This is a genomic window from Cellulosilyticum sp. ST5, assembly GCF_046529625.1.
GTDB classification, from domain to species: Bacteria; Bacillota; Clostridia; order Lachnospirales; family Cellulosilyticaceae; genus Cellulosilyticum; species Cellulosilyticum lentocellum.
On the sequence record NZ_CP132338.1, the window covers coordinates 2,925,106 to 2,942,162 of the forward strand.

Consider the following 17,057-nt stretch of genomic DNA (forward strand, 5'->3'; position numbering starts at 1 on the left):
CTAGCTTATTGCATCTTTTTTAAGTGTATTACGGTTTTTTTAGATTGTCAATTTCAATGCTGTAAATTATATTGTTATTTTTTGTTTTTTATCATTTATTTAGTATATTGGCGAAATTTAATGCATTTTTAAAACATATTTTGTCACTTATAATCTTACCGTAATTTTTGACCAGCTCATTGTAAAAACACTCTACTTTTTCAATATTAGGTAAATCCATAGGCATAGTAGCACCATCAAAGTCAGAGCCTAGGGCAATGACATTCTCTCCACCAAGTTCTAGAAAATGTGAGATATGAGGTAGTAATTCCTTTATACTGGCTTCTGTAGTCCCATTAATAAAGGTAGGGTAAAAATTCATTCCCACTAGTCCCTTCCTTTCTACAATTGTCTTAAAAGCCTCATCACTTAAATTTCTTGGATGATCACATACCTTCTTACTATTAGAATGCGTTGCAATAAATGGTTGGTCACTATGGCTTACTACATCCCAAAAGCCCTTTTCTGCTAAATGTGACACATCTATAATCATACCTAATCTATTCATTTCACTTACTACTGCTTTTCCAAAGTCTGTTAAGCCACCTGCTGATTCTTGCATACACCCATCAGCTACTTCAGAGCGGCCATTCCATGTTAATGTCATGAATCTAATCCCTTTATTATAAAGGTCCTCTATATGTTCTAGCTTACCACCAAGTGCTGCAGAACCTTCTACAGCTAATAAGGCCACCCTTTTCCCTTTTTCTAATGCTTCATTTATTTCTCTACCACTTGTACATAATTGCATCACAGCTTCATTCTTTTGTAGCTCTAATAATAAGTAGCTATACACTTTACAAAAATGCTCATATGCGACTTCTCCTCTAAGGTTGTCATTCATCCAAATGGCATAAACTTGTACCCACTCTTCAAAATTCAAGCCTCTTTCTATACTTAATTGCAAGTTGTTTCTGTAAAGTCCTAGACGCTTTTCAAAACATTCTGTAGCTGTATCACAGTGTAAATCAAAATATTTCATTCTTTTCACTCCCTTTATTAGCTCCTATATTCCTATTATACTCCTCATACTAAAAGGACTGCTGCATCATCTCACAGCAATCCCTTATTTTCTTTAGAAATATTTTAGTCATTAACAAATTTAAAGGTACTCATAATAAGGGGAATGTACTCCTTATTAGTCCAGATTACGACATACTTATAAGGTACCCCATCTATTGTAATAGGTTCCTTATATTGTACCACTAATGCAGCATCTCTGTCTTTAAAAAAAGCAGACTGATCAGCAGATGGATAAATAACTCTTGCAGGCTGCCCATCTACAATAAAATTTCTCACTGTAGGATTAGAGCCATAGGGTTGATAAGTTTCATTAATTTGTTGCTTAACAGCTGCATCTATATCTTCACCTATACCTGAAAAAGTACTTACTTCAAAAAAACCTGTAGGCCCTTCATATTTATCTTCATATCTAGGATTTTTACTCCAGCTTCTAGGGTATTTAAAACTTATTTTATAACGTCTGCTTATAAATTCATCTAATAAGATGCCTGGCACAGTAAATTCTTTATTGCTCTCTTCGTTATTTCTTATGTCTACTAATGATTTTTCATTGTTTTTAACTAAGCTACTAACTGCCAAAACCCCTAAACCTAGCATTGAAATTGTTTTCTTGTCCATGCTTTAATACCTCTTTTAAAATACTTTCATATTATTCTATTTCTAAAAGAGGGAATAGGTTCCTAAAATGGCAATAAAAAAATCTATCTAAGTCCCTATACCTAGATAGATTTTAAATTTATCTTCTTTCAAAGCTAAGACAATCTGTTTCTGTGTAAATCTCTGCTTCTTCCTTTGAAGGTCCTATTTGAAGCTCGTTTAATGAACAATGCTCACTGCTATTATGAATGCACGTATCTACTTTACAAAGAATAGCATCTGTATCTCCTCTATTTTCAGTATATTGCGCCAAGTCACTATAACCTAAACGGTTAAGGAAGCTTCCACAACAAGTACTTTCATTATCTGTAGAGCCTTTGCCTCCAACATTAATAATACTAGCACGGCAAACTTTATCTTGATTATAAGAGCAGGTATCAACACCACAATGAATTTTAGGCATACTTTTTCCTCCTTTATGCTATTTAAAATATCTGTCGAGTAAGCCTTTGAAAGCACAGCCATGTCGTGCTTCATCTTTTGCCATTTCGTGTACACTATCATGGATGGCATCTAAATTTTGTGCTTTTGCTAGAGTTGCTATTTCTTTCTTTCCTTGACAAGCACCATACTCTGCATCCACTCTAGCCATAAGGTTAGCTTTGGTATCTGCTTTAACCACTTCACCTAACATTTCTGCAAAGTTAGCCGCATGGTTTGCTTCTTCATAAGCTATGCGTTTGTATGCTTCTGCTACTTCTGGATAGCCTTCACGATCAGCTTGTCTACTCATGGCAAGATACATACCTACTTCTGTACATTCCCCCATAAAATTAGCACGAAGTCCTTCTAAAATTTGAGGATCTACTCCCTCTGCTACACCAATGCGATGTTCATCAGCCCATTGGAGGCTGCCTTTCATCTCTTCAAACTTATCGCTACCTACATTACAAATAGGGCATTTCTCTGGTGGTGTTTCACCTTCATAAATATAACCACATACTGTACAAACGTATTTTTTCATTATCTCATCCTTTCCTTACCTAATGATGTACAAGTTTATTATGCGAAAAAAAGGATATTTTATGCTAAAAACTAATTATTTGTATCGTGTATATAAATATTCTCTAGTCATTGGTAATTGGTTATTAACCCCTTTAGTAAATAAAATCTGATGTAAGTCAATAACGCCGTTATTAAAGCTGGCAGCACAAGAACATAAATACATCTGCCACATACGTATAAACCTTTCATCAAACAGCTTTCTTACCTCAGGTAAATGCGCTTCAAAGCGCTCATACCAAGAAAGCAAGGTCTTAACATAGTGCCTTCTTAAACTTTCTACATCTTGTACATAGTATTTATAGTCTGCTGACAAATGAATAATCTCTCTTAAACTAGGTATTACCCCTCCTGGAAAAATGTATTTCTTAATCCAAGCATCACCAGGATATTCTCCATAAGCACTAATATAATGTAACAAGAACAAACCTTCTGGTTTTAATACAGCATCTACGCTTTTGAAAAACAAGTCATAATTCTCTCTACCTACATGTTCTAGCATTCCTACACTTACAACTCGGTCAAATTTTAGGTCTGAGACACGTAGTTCTCTATAATCCATTAATTCTACTTGCAAGTAATCCTCTAAACCTTCTGCTTTTATTCTCTCTTTAAAACCTTTATACTGCTGCTCACTTAGGGTAATACCTACTCCTTTAATGCCATAGGTCTTAGCAGCTTCAATTAAAAGATACCCCCAACCACACCCAATATCTAATAAACTCATACCTTGTTTTAGATTAAGTTTCCTCAAAATATGATGTACCTTATTATATTGTGCTTCTTCTAAAGTATCTGTTTCGTTTTTAAAATAGGCACAAGAGTAGCTCATAGACTTATCCAACCAAAGTTTATAAAAGTCATTTCCTAAATTATAATGCGAACAAACTTCCTTCTTTTGATTTTTCGCAGAGGTTGAGGTATGCAATAATTTTTTAAGTGCACTATAGTCTGTAGAAAATTGATTTTGGAATTTAAAAAGTTCATCTAGTGCCTCTATTAAATCCCCTTCTACTTCAATAGCCCCATTCATATAAGCTTCCCCTAAAGCTAGCGAGGTGCTCTTTATAAGTTTCTTGTAGGCTATAGGTTCATGAATAATTACTTTAAACTTCGCTGGCATCTGCCCAATATGCAATTCTTCTCCTGTTTCAAACTGAACGTCAAAAGAAGTCCCATCAAATCTTTTGAGGAACTTCTCCATTAATTTTGCTTGTATGTTCATCTTATCACTCCTCTTATAGAGGAGTATCACCGTTTTAGATGCATCTTATTCCATGTATATTCTATTACAACTAGGCGCCAATCTTACTTTCACCAGTTAAATTTCTAACTTTATGGTCAGGTAGCATGGTCATAACGCCACCTATACATAATGGAATGTAAAAAGTAATCAGTCGCCAACATAAAATAGCAGTCGGCAAAATAGTAGTTGGGAAGAAAAGTTGAAAGAACAAGAAAAAGCTACCTTCTGCTACCCCTGAACCTCCTGGAATAGGAACAAAAGATGAAATCATTACTATAAAAGCCGCTGCTGATATAATAACAAACATTTTAGTTCCTGCTAACCCAAAAGCTTTATACACTGCATAAGGAATTAAAAAGTAAGCTGTAAGCTGCATAATCGTTAACATACTTACTTGTAAAAGCAAACTTGTATTTTTCTTCAACAAACCAATATTTTTATTAAATAAATCAATTTGAGCAATGATTTTTCTTTTAATGCCTGTAGGATGTTTAATGATTCTCATATGGTGGAGTAAATTAACTCCCCAAAATCCTACTCTTTTAAGTTGTTGTTTCATAAATACAGAAGCAACCAAAATCATTACAATACCAAAATTAATTAAAAACCCTATTAAAGATAAATACACAACGCCACTAATCTTAGAAAAAAAGAATGGCATCTGTATTAAAAGTGCAATCATAGAATACAAGGTTAAAATAAGCTGATAAATAATAAATTTCGTCATCAATATACTAATAGACGTTCCTACTGGTACTCCTTGCTTCGCCATAATAAAAGCTTGCATAGGTTGTCCACCAGAGGCAAAGGGTGTAATGGCATTAAAAAACTGACCTGTCATTACTACCTTAAAGGCATTCCATAAGGAATGTCCTCTTTGCATCTTATTAGTAAGCATATATTGTATAATGGTTTCTACTCCTACATATAAGCCAATGCATATTAGTCCTATGAGTAACCATTTAGGTGCTAAAGTTTTAACACTTTCTAACATCATTTTAGGATTACCTTTACCTAGTAAAATCCATGCCATGATTAAACCTAATATGAATACAAATAGAACATTCCATTTATATTTTTTCATGTAGTAAATTCTCCACCTGCTAAAAGTATTTTCTTATTCGCGCACAATATTTCAGCATAAAATTCTTGCCACATTGAAAGGATATGTTCTCTTGAGTAAAATTCACTTCCCTCTTTTGACTTCGCAATATATTTTTCTTTATATGCTATGTCATTTCTAAGTCTTTGAATATGTCCTATGAATTCCTCATTCGTATTACCCTTCATATAGTAATCAAAAAGAATATTAGGATAAATATCTAAATCTCTTAAAAGAATCGGTGTATTGCAATTCATTGCTTCTAAAATAATCATAGGAAAAAGTTCACTATAAGATGGTAAAAACATAAGATCTGCTATGTTATAAAGTTCATTCATCTTATCCCTTTCTACTATGCCTAAAAATCTTACATTCTTAGGTGGATTGTCTAAAAGCTCTTTTACTTCTTTATACCCAGATGTGATATTTCCAAAGGAAAAACCTCCTGCCCAAATAAACTCTACTTCTGGCATCGCCTTAGCAATCTCTACAAATTCAAAAACACCTTTTCTAAGCTGTAATTGTCCTGCACAAAGTACTACAAATTTATCTTGTGGAATGTTATACGCTTTCCTTAATTCTTTTTTCTGAAGCTCATTCATTTTATAAAACTTCTCTTTAGAAACAAAATTAGGGATGTAAGCTATTTTATTTCTTGGAATACCGTAAGCTTCTAGCTTGTCAATAAAATTAGGATTAACAGTTACAAGATAGTCCATACTTTTATAAAACTCAATAATATATTTATAAAAAACGTGTGTAGCAATATGAGGTAATTTAATACTACCATCTACTGTTTCTGGTAGAAAATGTACGGCTCCTACTGTTACACTTTTTCTAGCCTTCGCGAATGGCAAGCTTAAGTAATACGGCAAGTTAATGGTGTGATAATGCATAATATCCGCACACTTTACCTTATTAACTTCTATTGTATATTCTTCTCCTAGTCCGTTTTGTACTAGGTCTAGTTGTTCTAAATAAGCAGAACCAACACCTTGTCCCTTTACCTTATCTGCTGCTGATAGCATATTGATTGTTGGCATATTTAGACCTCCCTGCCAAAATTTCTTATACATTTACAGTCACTATTATACCTTAATTTTTACCTCATTGTATAAATCTTAAGTTTTTTTAATATTTCTCATATTAAATATAAGCTTTAAGGTAATCATAGGCGTTTTTATAAGCTCTTGTATAAATACTACCACCATAGATTGTTTTTTTCTTTCCCTCTTTAGTTACTTTTTCACTTTTTCCGAAAGCTATTAATTCTTCTCCGATATACTCTTCCATGGAAGCTACAAAAAAACTATCTTTAACATATTGTTCCCCAAAATCCTGAAAAACCTCTTTTTTTGGATGTTCCAATATATGTTCCTCACTGTCATTAAAATGGAATTTATAAATGCAAAAGCAAAAGAAAATAACCTTATCTAATGATTCAAGGTTATCAAATAATAAATTATGAAGATATTTATTTCCTACGTAATCCGAGAATTTCATTCCCTTTTCTATTGCAAAAGCCTTTAGCCCTTCTGATGCAGGCTCATCGGAATCTAATTCTAAATCTATCAGTGCTTTTGCATCACTTTTCGTAGCTGCTTCTGGCAAAGTAATTCCTAAAGAACGTGCATAATCTTTTTGCATGCTTGTAGCTGGACTTTCATCTATACGATTAAGTATTTTTTGTCTTTGACTTCTCATATTTTTCCTCCTAAACAACTGACCATTTACAGTCATTATACCTAGCCCACTCTATTAAAATCAACGTCCAATTTCAACTAACTAGTCCTAATTTTTCATAGCTGCACATATACTGTTTTCATACAAGACTTTTAAATGTACCTTACTTTTTCTCTTTGAAAGGAGACAATCTATGAAAGAGCAGACACTTATGGTCAGTACGCTTATTTTAACAGCTACTTCTTTCTTTACCCGGACTATAGGCATGATTTCTATTGTTTTTTTATCTCATATATTAGGTGCTGAAGGCATTGGCATTTATGAACTTACTATGTCTGTTTATACAACTGCAGTTGCCTTTGCTTCTGCTGGTCTTAGCGTATCTGTATCTAAATTAGTAGCTGAAGAATTAGGCCGCAGGGCTCCCCATAACATTGCTAAGATTATGCGTATTGCTTTTACCTTTGCCCTAAGCTTAAGCTTTTTAATAAGTATTCTACTTTTTATAGGCGCACCTTATTTAGCCATGCACATTATTCATGATTCTCATGCTAGTATAGGCCTAAGACTCCTTTCTATTAGCATTCCTTTCATTAGCTGCTCCTCTTGTTTTAAGGGCTACTTTTATGCCACTAAAAAAACTGTTTTTCCAGCCAGTGCAGATATTATAGAACAAATTGTTAAAATGGGACTTATTCTTACTCTTGTACAGCTCTATTCTCCTCTTGGCCTCTCCTATGCTTATGGCGCTATAGGCCTTGGACTTACAATTGGTGAAATGACCTCCTGGAGCTATTTAGGCTCACTCTTTATTTTAGATCGCCGTAAATATCATCAAGCTCATAATAAAGAAAATAGTATCGCTTTAGAGAGCTCTACTAATTTATTTATACGTCTAATTAGCATTTTATTACCTATTGCTTCTATTTCTTATATTGCTTATGTGTTTATGTCTATTGAAAACATTTTAATTCCTACTGGACTTAAGAAATTTGGAAACTCTTTTCAAGAATCTATGGGGCTATATGGCATGCTAAAAGGCATGGTACTACCTATTTTATTTTTTCCTTCTGCTTTTCTTACAGCCTTCTCTACTACACTGGTGCCTGAAATTGCCAAGGCCAATGTGCTAAAGCGAAAAGAACGAGTGATTACAACTACTAATCGGGTGTTACAACTTACCTTTATCTTAAGTATTTTAGTAGTTGGTATATTTGTGAACTATAGCAATGAACTAGGCTTCGCTATCTATAAAAATGAAGCTATAGGCCCTATGCTATGTGCCCTTTCTTTAGTCGTACCTTTTATTTATATTGAAGTAGTTACAGATGGTATCCTTAAGGGCCTTGGTAAACAAATGAGCTGTCTTAAATATAGTATGTTAGATTCCATCTGTCGCATTATTTTAATTTACTTTCTATTACCAATTAAGGGCATGACTGCTTTTATGGGTATTATGATGATTAGTTGTATCTTAACCTCTACTCTTAATTTCAATGCATTATTAAATACGACGCATATTAAATTTCAGCTTACTAACTGGCTTTTAAAACCCAGCCTAGCAGCTGCAGCAGGAGGAACATTCTCTAGACTTATTATTAATCGTTTTTTCCGTTATCAATTTGGTTTAACAACTAAAGTGATTATAGGTATTAGTTTAACTATTATAATCTATTTAGTTGTTCTCTTTATTATAGAATGTTTATCCTCTGAAGATTTGGCTTGGTTAAAAAAACACATGCCTTTCCTTAACTAATTATGAGCTACCATCATTTCTATCACATTTAAAAATTCATCTACTTCCTCTATTGTATTATAAAGTCCAAAGCTTGCTCTCACCATTCCTGGTTTTTCAAGTTTTGGATTAACTAAATATTTGTACCGTTCTTCATTGTCTATACCTAGAAGACGCATGACATAAGGTTGTGCACAAAAGCACCCTGTTCTAACAGCAATTCCTCTTTTATCTTGTAGAAATTCTCCTACTTTGTCCTGATGCATGCCCTGTATATTAAAGGGTATAACCCCCACTCGGTTTTGTTCTAAATAATCTCCATATAATATGACTTTTGAAATTTGTTTAAGGCCTAATAATAAGTGATTTCTAAGAATTTCTTCATGTGCTTGTATTGCCTCAAAGCTTATCTTTTTCAAAACTGTCATAGCTGCAACAACAGCCATGACACCTAAAAAATTAGGTGTTCCTGCCTCATCTTTATAAGGTGTGTCCTTATAATAAACATCATTATCAAATACAAACGAAACTGTTCCTCCTCCTTTTAAAAAGGGAGGACATTCTTCTAACATTTGCTTTGAAGCTATAACTACCCCACTTCCAAAAGGTGCATACATTTTGTGACCAGAAAACACTAAGAAATCAATGTTTTCATCCTTAGTCTTTCCTTTTATATTAATTTCTCTATGAGCTACTAATTGTGCCGCATCAACAATCAGCTTAGCACCATATTGGTGAACTAATTTGGCAATCTCATGGATAGGTGTAATATAACCAGTTACGTTGCTAGCACCTGTAACACTGACATATTTAATTGTTCCCTGAGCTTTTTTTAGTCGATCCTCCAAGGTATCTATTTCTAGCTTCCCTGTATTTTCATCTACCTCAGCATAAAAAGGCTGAGCTACATTCCTCCATGGTAAATCATTGGCATGATGTTCCATACGCGTTGTTAATATCTTATTGTGATTACGATTACATAATAAGGTAGCTAATAAATTAATTCCTTCTGTAGTATTTTTAACATAGATTACCTCATAACCGTCATTAGGTGTTAATCCAAAAAAATCAAGTACTTCCTCTCTTGACACTTCATAAGCCTTCGTGCAATAGGATGACTTATGCCCACCTCTACCAACCGAACCGTACATCATCATATTTTCATAAATAAATTCATCTACCTTTTTTAAAGGAGGAGTTGTAGCCGCATTATCAAAGTTGATAGGACACACAGACTCTCCATCTATAAGTTTAACCGGCACCTCTATACCATTAAACAATTCTCTGTATTTAACCTTTTCTTCCATCTATATTCTCACCCCCTAGAAAATTATATTCTTTCTAAATAAAATTATGAATATATGCCTATTGGTCTTTTATTTATATAAAATCAGTCAAATATGTTTCTATATTTAACTTTATTTTCAATATTTAATATTATTTTTTATAATAATATACAAATCAACTATATTTGTTGACTTATTCCTAAAAATAAAAGATAATTGTGTTTAGAGAGGTTTATCTCAAATTTAACAAAATAGCATGCAATGATACTATTTTTATTTTAAGGAGGATTTACATATGTCAACAAAAGCAAGATTCCCTAGAACTGAAATTGGAGCTAGTAATCCTATTTTCCACCAAATTCGTACCACAATCGAAACAGCATTCTATGGTAATAATGTAACGCCTGTAACATCTCTAAAAGAAGCTTATAAATTAGCTAAAAACTCTCCTGGTACTGTAGTAACAGATATTCCTGTATACAAACCAGAACTTTTAGGCCTTGATGAAGATAGTAAGATTCTTCTTTTCAATGATGGTGCTGTAAGTGGCCGTGCTGCTGCTGCTCGTAAAATCATGGGCGAACCAGGCGTTAATCAAGGAGAATATGCATTAAAAATAAGTGAAGCAATTTACAAAGCTCGTACTAAAAAGCTTTATCATGCACAAGCTATCGTAGGTCTTGATAAAGATTTCTCTGTAAAAGCTCACCTCTGCATTCCTGAAACTCAAGAAAATATTATGTATTCTTGGTTACTAAACTTCCAAGCGATCAACGAAGAAGTTTCAAGAATGTATGCTGAGTCTAAAGAATATCCAGATGGAGACCTTTACATCTTCTCTGATCCAGACTGGTCACATCCAGATCATCCAATGGGTCTTACCTTCTTTGACCCAGAACACAACTGTGCTGCTATCCTTGGTATGAGATACTTTGGAGAACACAAAAAAGGTACATTAACACTTGCTTGGGCTATGGCTAATCGTCATGGTTATGCATCTTGTCACGGCGGTCAAAAACGTTACAACCTTCCAGGTGGTAAAGCTTTCGTAGCTGGTGTATTCGGACTTTCTGGTTCTGGTAAATCAACACTTACACATGCGCGTCATGGCGGTAAATATGATATTACTGTACTTCATGATGATGCTTTTGTTATTTCAACAGAAGATGGCTCTTCAGTTGCTTTAGAACCAGCTTACTTTGATAAAACACAAGATTACCCACTTACTTGTGAAGATAACAAATACCTTGTTACAATGCAAAACTGTGGTGCTACTATGGATGAAGATGGTAAAATCGTTCCTGTTACAGAAGATGTACGTAATGGTAATGGTCGTGCTGTTAAATCTATTCTCTGGTCACCAAACCGTGTTAATAAATTTGATGAACCAGTTAATGCTATCTTCTGGATTATGAAAGACCCTACTATTCCACCAGTAGTAAAACTTAGTGGTGCTGAACTTGCTTCAGTTATGGGTGCTACACTTGCTACCAAACGTTCAAGTGCAGAAAGACTTGCTCCTGGCGTAGATCCAAATGCTTTAGTAGTTGAACCATATGCTAATCCATTTAGAACCTACCCACTTGCAAATGACTATGATAAATTTAAAGCATTAGTTGCTGAAAGAAATGTAGATTGCTACATCATCAATACAGGAGACTTCATGGGTAAAAAAGTAACACCAAAAGATACGCTTGGTGTACTTGAAGCCATTGTTGAAGGTAAAGCTACTTTCAAACCATGGGGACCATTCTCTGATATCGAAATTATGGAAGTTGAAGGCTTTGTTCCAGACTTCTCTGATAAAAACTATGTTGACCAATTACAAAAACGTATGCAAGACCGTGTAGATTTCGTTGCATCTCGTGATACTGTAAAAGGAGGCTTCGACAAACTTCCTGCCGATGCTCTTGAAGCATTGAAAAAAGTTGTTGCTGAAGCTAAAAATGCTTAATTTATTTTAAATAACCTAGTGTGAAAATCGCCAATTGAAGCACTAAAAAGGCATCCTATCAAACGAAAATCTCTCGTTTCATAGGATGCCTTTGTTTTTTAAGTCTAGCTACTTATCATTTAATAATCTTAGCTCTTATTTATTTTCAAGCTCTATTAGGATATATCTTATCATTCAAAAGTATCACCTTATCTATTGACTGTGGCCTTACAGGATAAACACCATATTTTAGCATAACTATTGCGTTTGTTTTTTGCGAGATACTTATTTCAAATCCACCTGCCATTTCCATCAGTTCATCATCTGTAAGTTGTTTAATCATTTTTTTACATTCTTTCATTTTAAATTCCCCCTTGATTTATTAAATTTGAATTTTTGATATAGAAATAATGCTTTCCTTATCAACGCCTAACTCAATAGCATCAATAAAAGATTACACCATTTGATTTATAACAAAGCATCTTAAAGTCCGAGGAAAATATGCAATTAGATACTCTTCAGCTTCTATGTAATGTACCCTCATTTAATACTCCTTCTCCTTTAATTTATAGATACAATATTAAATTAATAATATAAGGGAGTTTAGCCCATTCATTTAACTAAACTCCCTTATATAGAAACATTATTAGTACTACCTTTATCTTCACATACTATTTCTAACATACGAAGATAAAGAATCATTTAAAATTTTGTTATAATTGGAGAAATAGCATAAAGTGCCATTATAGGTGGTATTACCTTAACTGGTGGTAATAACGGCGGAAATAAAGGTGGGAATTTAATTATATTTATAATATTAGGAAAACTAACCCCACCTACTAAGTCCATAAGTTCTTCATCTGTTAATGTTTGAATTGCTTTTTTATTTTCTTCCATTTTATTCATCTCCTTATCGATTATTCAAATTTTTTAATTTAAGTATTCTAGCATTTTGTATACCTTCTAATAACACCACCAATAGGTATAAATTTATCAGGTACTGCTACTAAACCTGATAATATAGGAAGCTTCAATCCAGGTAATGTATTGATTGCACTTATGGTTCCTCCTGATATTTCTTGTAATTCTTCAATAATAATTTCATCCATTATAAGTTCTTTTTGCTTGTTATTATCCATACGCTTCTACTCCTACAATAAATTTTTCTTGCTTACTAAAATAATCCCAATACTCTTTTTATGAACTCTGGAAAAATAGGACGAATAGCATACATTAATACTGCTACCTTATTTAGTGAAGTTTCTGCTATAAATCCTCCTGCTAATTCCATAAGTTCTTCATCCGTTAGCTCTTTGGTCACTTTTTCGTTTTCCTGCATCTTTAACCCTCCTTGTTTTTAATATTTATTTTTAAGTTTTCAATAATGAAAATTAAAAATACCTGGTTTTACTCTAAGAAATCCCTAATCTTTTATTAAATAACTCCTCATATGGCTTAAATTCTTTATACTTTAATGTAGCCTCATAAATAAGGGCTTGGGCTTCTTCTAACTGATTATCTTCAACTAAAGTAATTGCTAAATCATAATACGGGTCTAAAAATGTATGATCTGTATGTTCAATAGCTCTTTTTAAATAAGCTATTCCTTCTTCTACTTGTCCCATCTTTGCTAGCGTTAGACCTAGTCCTTTTAAGGCATATACGTCCAACGGATTATTCTTTAAAATACTTTCATTACATTTTTTAGCTTCTTCGTAGTTCTCTAACATAAATGCGACAAATCCATAGTTTTTATAAGCTTCTAAATCAAATGGCTCATGTTCTAAATATAATGACAGTGTCATCTCTGCTAATTGATACTGCTTATATTGTAAAAATTTCATAGACTTAAGTAAGAGTTCTCCAGTGTCTATTACTCGGCTAAAAGTCTCTTGAGCTTGATCCATTACAAGGCTATATGAGCAATACTTGTTTTCTTCATAAATGCTGCCTTTATGGACTAATCGGGAATTCGTACATCCCCCTTTACAAATAGACCCATACTTACATTTTTGGCAATTCCCCTTTAATTGTTCTTTTACTAATTGACGATTCCAACTAAAAGCATCTGCCTTTTCCCAAATTGACTTTAATGGCTCTTCTCTTATATTTCCTTCTACTAACTCGTTATCTCTAATAGATACGCACCCTATAATATCTCCATTATGTAAAATGCCAAAATTATGTTTTCCTGCTCCACAGCCATCCCAACCATATCCTTCTTGCCCTGAGTTTTTTTCTCTTACCTCTATTTCTTTTGCATTGAAATAACCTATACAATCTGCCAAATCAATGATAATTCCTCCCTTTTGAGTTTCTTCATATGCAAAATTGATAATATCATTTATAATTTCTGGTGGAGTTACTAAATCTTGATGGTGAGCCATATTTCCCATCGGTAAGCCTATTTGAAGTTGCCATCTTTCAACACCTTTATCTATTAATATATTCTTTATCTGCTTTAATTCATTTATATTTTTATTATGAATAGTAGTAATAGCTGCCGTATGTACAGAGGTGTTTCTTAAACATTCAAAAGCGTTCATAGAACATTCAAAGGAGCCTTCTCTTCTCATATAATCATGGGTTTCTTGAAGACCGTCTATACTAATTGCTAATGTATTAATGCCCGCAGCTTCAGCCTTTTGCGCCTCTTTTTCTGAAAATAGCCAACCATTTGTAATCATATTTGGTATAACACCATTTTCGTTAAGTGCCTTTGCAATTTGATGCCAATCTTTCCTTATAGTAGGTTCCCCTCCTGATAAAGTAATCCATTTTAACCCCAGCTCCCCTATTTCTTTACATAGTCCTAGTGCTTCTTCTGTGGTTAATTCCCCTATCAAAGCTGATGAGCAACTGGAACCGCAGTGCTTGCATTGCATATTACACCCCATTGTAATCTCCCAAACTGCTGTAATTGGTTTATACATCTTTACTCCCCTTTCGTCTTTTATAAACTTTTCACTACAAAAAGTTTTTCTCTTATAGAATAGTTATGACAAACTGGTGACTTAATAACTAAAAAACAGTACATTCATTTTTAAATTTTCAAAATTTTATAAAAAAATTTTACACTATACTTTTATACACTTCAACCTAATGGCCTGACATGTATGTTTATGAATATATAATGTTACTATTCTTCAAATCATTTACATAAAAAAGGTGTTACATAGCCTCTTAAAACGAGCTATGTAACACCTTTTTTCTATATCATTAATACAGTTTAAATTGTTTTGTTAAACTTGCCAATGCTTCTGATGCTTCTTTATTTTCATTTACTTTGGTTAGTATTACTTGGTTTTGTTTTTCTATACTGCCCATGCTTGCAACAATATCTGTTGCTGCACCTACAATATGAGTAGTTGCATTGGAGATGTCTCCCATATTATGTGTCGTATAAGAAATTGCATCAACGATTTCTTCTGACTTTTCCTTAATTCCTTCTACCATCTGTTTAACTTCATTACCTGCTTCTTTATATTTAAGCGTAATGCTAATCATATTTTCATAGTCATCTAAAACCTGGTGCTTAAGAATATTTAACATGTCTGCTGAAGCCGATGAGAGGTCTTGTACAGCTTTTAACACCTCATTAATATTGTTCTGAATAACATGTACTTGCTCTCCTGTAGCCTCTGCTAGATTTTTCACTTCATTAGCGACAACCGCAAAGCCTCTCCCTTGTTCTCCGGCACGTGCTGCTTCTATTGTTGCATTTAGAGCTAATAAATCTGTCTGCTCCGCAATAGCTAAAATACTGTTAGATACAGTAGTAATTTCTTCAACAACTTTCACTTTCTCTAAAGCTTTTCCTAGTCTCCCACTAGCCTCCATATACAGCTGTTGTACCTGATCTTTAGATGCAATAGTCTCTTCATGTAATTTGGTAGCTTGCAACTGAATATCCTTTGCCATAGCTACTCCCTTTTCTACATATCTATTAGACTGTCCTGTACTATTCTCCACATTATGTATAACTTTATCCATCTCTTCTAGATTAGCAGATACTTCTTCTAAGCTTGCTGTGATATTCTCTACTGTACTTGTTGTATGGCTCACTTCATCTGTAATGCCTTTCATCATACTTTCTATTTCATTTCTACTCTCTAGTACTGCACCTTCTGTATCTTTAATCTCTTGCATTGTCTTATGAAGGACCTTGATCCCCTCATCTAATACTTCTAACGCCTCACCTACGTCATTATTAGGATAATGAGCTACCTGATCTACTATAAGTTCACATCTACCTAATTGTTTAGCTCTTTTGTTCATTCTTTCAAGTGAGTTCTTCATGTAATAACGTATAAGTAAACTTATTATAATAGAACTTATAATAATCAAAATAAGCGTAATAATAATATTTGTCCATAATATATGATTTAAAGGCTGTAGTTGCTCTTTCTTTGACTCAGTAACAAGCAAAGACCAAGCAGTTCCTTCTAGAGGTTCATAGGTTACGTATCTCACCCCATCATTAAAATGATATTCTCCTTGGCCACTTTCCTTAGCCATTAATTGATCAAGTAATTCATTTAAATAGGTACCTTGCTCTAGAAATGGTACTCTATTAAATACTAAGTCCATATCCTTATGAGCCACAAATTCTCCTGCATTATTAACAATACACGCATATCCACTGTTACCAAAACCTACTTGTTGTATAATCTCATTAACACTATCTAAAGTTATACTTCCACAAAGTATACCTATTATTTCCCCTTCTTTTCCCTTAATAGGTGTTGTTAAGGTAATAATGCTGACACCTTCATCTTCTACAATATAGGGCTCCGTAATAACAGGTTCTCCTTTAATGATAAGTTTAAAGAAATCCTCTTCCTTTTGATATTTAATAGCATTTTCTTTTGCATAATGCACATTCCCATCTGTATACGCTACAAACAAATCTCGATATTGCCATGCATTAGCTTCTCTAATCAAAATTGCTTGTTGCTCATTCCACTGCATAGAACGTACTTCATCTAATACTGCAATATTTTCTAATTGTTGTTTTCTTATCTGAATTTCCCGTCCTACGCTCCTTGCTACTTCTCTACCATTTTGTTGTAGGTGATTCATCGTCAAGTCTTTTATTGTTTTTTTACTTTCATTGTAAGAAATCATGGAAATAGCTGTCGCCACTACTATAATACATAAAATACTACATAGCGTAATTATCAAATCGATATGTAGCGACATTTTCTTACTCTTATTTACTGTCCTTTTTCTAGTCATATTGAGTCCCCCTTGATGATTTTGTTTACATAATTTTTTCACTGTATTATAATACAATATTTATTAAATAAAAGTCAATTTCATATACTTTATATTTTTTACTTAAACTAAAT

General features: G+C 33.4%; 17 protein-coding genes. 2 read left to right on the top strand and 15 right to left on the bottom strand.

The window, feature by feature from the left end; genetic code table 11:
• Positions 1-91: 91 nt before the first annotated feature.
• From QTL86_RS14435 to QTL86_RS14470, 8 genes are all read right to left on the bottom strand, one after another.
• On the bottom strand, positions 92-1,021 hold the full coding sequence (locus QTL86_RS14435; RefSeq protein WP_410495236.1) for a dipeptidase: 930 nt from the start codon (positions 1,019-1,021) through the stop codon (positions 92-94).
• Positions 1,022-1,125: 104 nt separating this feature from the next.
• Positions 1,126-1,680 carry a hypothetical protein gene (locus QTL86_RS14440; protein ID WP_410495237.1) on the bottom strand — a complete coding sequence of 185 codons (555 nt, stop codon included), beginning with the start codon at positions 1,678-1,680 and terminating at the stop codon, positions 1,126-1,128.
• Positions 1,681-1,798: 118 nt separating this feature from the next.
• On the bottom strand, positions 1,799-2,122 hold the full coding sequence (locus QTL86_RS14445; protein WP_127065649.1) for a DUF1540 domain-containing protein: 324 nt from the start codon (positions 2,120-2,122) through the stop codon (positions 1,799-1,801).
• Between the two features lie 18 nt (positions 2,123-2,140).
• Positions 2,141-2,683 carry an NADH peroxidase gene (locus QTL86_RS14450; RefSeq protein ID WP_127065648.1) on the bottom strand — a complete coding sequence of 181 codons (543 nt, stop codon included), beginning with the start codon at positions 2,681-2,683 and terminating at the stop codon, positions 2,141-2,143.
• Positions 2,684-2,758: 75 nt separating this feature from the next.
• On the bottom strand, positions 2,759-3,946 hold the full coding sequence (locus tag QTL86_RS14455) for a class I SAM-dependent methyltransferase (protein WP_410495238.1): 1,188 nt from the start codon (positions 3,944-3,946) through the stop codon (positions 2,759-2,761).
• Positions 3,947-4,016: 70 nt separating this feature from the next.
• Complete coding sequence (locus tag QTL86_RS14460) at positions 4,017-5,051, bottom strand: YbhN family protein (RefSeq protein ID WP_127065646.1); 1,035 nt, start codon at positions 5,049-5,051, stop codon at positions 4,017-4,019.
• The gene (locus tag QTL86_RS14465; protein WP_127065645.1) at positions 5,048-6,112 is read right to left on the bottom strand and encodes a glycosyltransferase family 4 protein; all 1,065 of its coding nucleotides are present in this window, start codon (positions 6,110-6,112) and stop codon (positions 5,048-5,050) included. Before QTL86_RS14465 ends, QTL86_RS14460 begins: the two co-directional genes overlap by 4 nt.
• A 103-nt stretch (positions 6,113-6,215) precedes the next feature.
• Entirely contained in the window at positions 6,216-6,773 is a 558-nt protein-coding gene (locus QTL86_RS14470) for a hypothetical protein (protein WP_127065644.1), read from the bottom strand.
• 172 nt (positions 6,774-6,945) lie between these two features.
• Here QTL86_RS14470 and QTL86_RS14475 point away from each other — a divergent pair, with 172 nt between their 5' ends.
• Complete coding sequence (locus tag QTL86_RS14475; RefSeq protein ID WP_410495239.1) at positions 6,946-8,508, top strand: oligosaccharide flippase family protein; 1,563 nt, start codon at positions 6,946-6,948, stop codon at positions 8,506-8,508.
• Here the strand turns inward: QTL86_RS14475 and QTL86_RS14480 are convergent.
• A complete protein-coding gene (locus QTL86_RS14480; RefSeq protein ID WP_127065642.1) occupies positions 8,505-9,794 on the bottom strand; it encodes an aminotransferase class V-fold PLP-dependent enzyme in 1,290 nt (429 codons plus the stop codon). The two genes, QTL86_RS14475 and QTL86_RS14480, sit on opposite strands and share 4 nt — an antisense overlap.
• A 274-nt stretch (positions 9,795-10,068) precedes the next feature.
• Here QTL86_RS14480 and QTL86_RS14485 point away from each other — a divergent pair, with 274 nt between their 5' ends.
• Positions 10,069-11,727 carry a phosphoenolpyruvate carboxykinase (ATP) gene (locus QTL86_RS14485; protein ID WP_013655652.1) on the top strand — a complete coding sequence of 553 codons (1,659 nt, stop codon included), beginning with the start codon at positions 10,069-10,071 and terminating at the stop codon, positions 11,725-11,727.
• A 145-nt stretch (positions 11,728-11,872) separates the two neighbouring features.
• Here QTL86_RS14485 and QTL86_RS14490 read toward each other — a convergent pair whose 3' ends face one another.
• The 6 genes from QTL86_RS14490 to QTL86_RS14515 all read right to left on the bottom strand — a co-directional run bounded on the left by QTL86_RS14490 (position 11,873) and on the right by QTL86_RS14515 (position 16,944).
• Positions 11,873-12,067 carry a hypothetical protein gene (locus QTL86_RS14490; RefSeq protein ID WP_410495240.1) on the bottom strand — a complete coding sequence of 65 codons (195 nt, stop codon included), beginning with the start codon at positions 12,065-12,067 and terminating at the stop codon, positions 11,873-11,875.
• 341 nt (positions 12,068-12,408) lie between these two features.
• Entirely contained in the window at positions 12,409-12,603 is a 195-nt protein-coding gene (locus QTL86_RS14495; protein ID WP_127065640.1) for a hypothetical protein, read from the bottom strand.
• 47 nt (positions 12,604-12,650) lie between these two features.
• Positions 12,651-12,845, bottom strand: a complete 195-nt coding sequence (locus QTL86_RS14500) for a hypothetical protein (RefSeq protein ID WP_410495241.1) — start codon at positions 12,843-12,845, stop codon at positions 12,651-12,653.
• A gap of 35 nt (positions 12,846-12,880) precedes the next feature.
• The gene (locus QTL86_RS14505; protein ID WP_190283505.1) at positions 12,881-13,045 is read right to left on the bottom strand and encodes a hypothetical protein; all 165 of its coding nucleotides are present in this window, start codon (positions 13,043-13,045) and stop codon (positions 12,881-12,883) included.
• Between the two features lie 73 nt (positions 13,046-13,118).
• Entirely contained in the window at positions 13,119-14,639 is a 1,521-nt protein-coding gene (locus QTL86_RS14510) for a radical SAM protein (protein ID WP_410495242.1), read from the bottom strand.
• A 286-nt stretch (positions 14,640-14,925) separates the two neighbouring features.
• Positions 14,926-16,944, bottom strand: a complete 2,019-nt coding sequence (locus QTL86_RS14515; RefSeq protein ID WP_410495243.1) for a methyl-accepting chemotaxis protein — start codon at positions 16,942-16,944, stop codon at positions 14,926-14,928.
• Positions 16,945-17,057 lie beyond the last annotated feature (113 nt).

Bases quoted from the DNA above. Each gene is read 5' to 3' on its own strand.
- QTL86_RS14510 (WP_410495242.1), bottom strand. From the start codon at position 14,639: ATGTATAAACCAATTACAGCAGTTTGGGAGATTACAATGGGGTGTAAT.
- QTL86_RS14435 (WP_410495236.1), bottom strand. From the start codon at position 1,021: ATGAAATATTTTGATTTACACTGTGATACAGCTACAGAATGTTTTGAA.
- QTL86_RS14490 (WP_410495240.1), bottom strand. From the start codon at position 12,067: ATGAAAGAATGTAAAAAAATGATTAAACAACTTACAGATGATGAACTG.
- QTL86_RS14495 (WP_127065640.1), bottom strand. From the start codon at position 12,603: ATGGAAGAAAATAAAAAAGCAATTCAAACATTAACAGATGAAGAACTT.
- QTL86_RS14485 (WP_013655652.1), top strand. From the start codon at position 10,069: ATGTCAACAAAAGCAAGATTCCCTAGAACTGAAATTGGAGCTAGTAAT.
- QTL86_RS14460 (WP_127065646.1), bottom strand. From the start codon at position 5,051: ATGAAAAAATATAAATGGAATGTTCTATTTGTATTCATATTAGGTTTA.
- QTL86_RS14480 (WP_127065642.1), bottom strand. From the start codon at position 9,794: ATGGAAGAAAAGGTTAAATACAGAGAATTGTTTAATGGTATAGAGGTG.
- QTL86_RS14470 (WP_127065644.1), bottom strand. From the start codon at position 6,773: ATGAGAAGTCAAAGACAAAAAATACTTAATCGTATAGATGAAAGTCCA.
- QTL86_RS14505 (WP_190283505.1), bottom strand. From the start codon at position 13,045: ATGCAGGAAAACGAAAAAGTGACCAAAGAGCTAACGGATGAAGAACTT.
- QTL86_RS14465 (WP_127065645.1), bottom strand. From the start codon at position 6,112: ATGCCAACAATCAATATGCTATCAGCAGCAGATAAGGTAAAGGGACAA.
- QTL86_RS14440 (WP_410495237.1), bottom strand. From the start codon at position 1,680: ATGGACAAGAAAACAATTTCAATGCTAGGTTTAGGGGTTTTGGCAGTT.
- QTL86_RS14445 (WP_127065649.1), bottom strand. From the start codon at position 2,122: ATGCCTAAAATTCATTGTGGTGTTGATACCTGCTCTTATAATCAAGAT.
- QTL86_RS14500 (WP_410495241.1), bottom strand. From the start codon at position 12,845: ATGGATAATAACAAGCAAAAAGAACTTATAATGGATGAAATTATTATT.
- QTL86_RS14455 (WP_410495238.1), bottom strand. From the start codon at position 3,946: ATGAACATACAAGCAAAATTAATGGAGAAGTTCCTCAAAAGATTTGAT.
- QTL86_RS14515 (WP_410495243.1), bottom strand. From the start codon at position 16,944: ATGACTAGAAAAAGGACAGTAAATAAGAGTAAGAAAATGTCGCTACAT.
- QTL86_RS14475 (WP_410495239.1), top strand. From the start codon at position 6,946: ATGAAAGAGCAGACACTTATGGTCAGTACGCTTATTTTAACAGCTACT.
- QTL86_RS14450 (WP_127065648.1), bottom strand. From the start codon at position 2,683: ATGAAAAAATACGTTTGTACAGTATGTGGTTATATTTATGAAGGTGAA.